Below are 354 nucleotides of genomic sequence, written 5' to 3'. Positions count from 1 at the left end.
ATTCATTGATGTGACTGCCTACCGTAGCAACAAGAGCCGTGGCGGTAATGGGGCCGATGCCCGGCACCTGTTCCAACGTGCGGCAAAGCTGGGATTGTCTTGCCAGTTGCTTGATTTGCTTGTCAATCTCCTGCACCTGTCGATCCAGTCCCTGCAAATGCGAGAGCAGTCGCTGCGTCAACTCCTGCATCAAGGGCGGTAACCCGCTGTCATCCCTGGCCAATTGTATTTTGACTTCGCTCATCAATCTTGCCATGCCTTGTGGTAAGGCGATCCCAAACTCCGCCAATAGCCCATGCAGTTGATTGGCTTGCGCGGTTCTTGCCTTGATCATGCCGTTACGCACCCGATGCA

Annotated in this window: 1 pseudogene; it reads right to left on the bottom strand. The window is 54.5% G+C overall.

The features are described 5' to 3' along the window. A pseudogene (locus ACO0LM_RS28740) lies at positions 1-354 on the bottom strand (IS110 family transposase); the annotation flags it as partial.

Source organism: Undibacterium sp. Di26W, from assembly GCF_049340265.1.
Taxonomy (GTDB): domain Bacteria; phylum Pseudomonadota; class Gammaproteobacteria; order Burkholderiales; family Burkholderiaceae_D; genus Undibacterium.
This window is presented reverse-complemented; position numbering and strand designations above follow the sequence as displayed.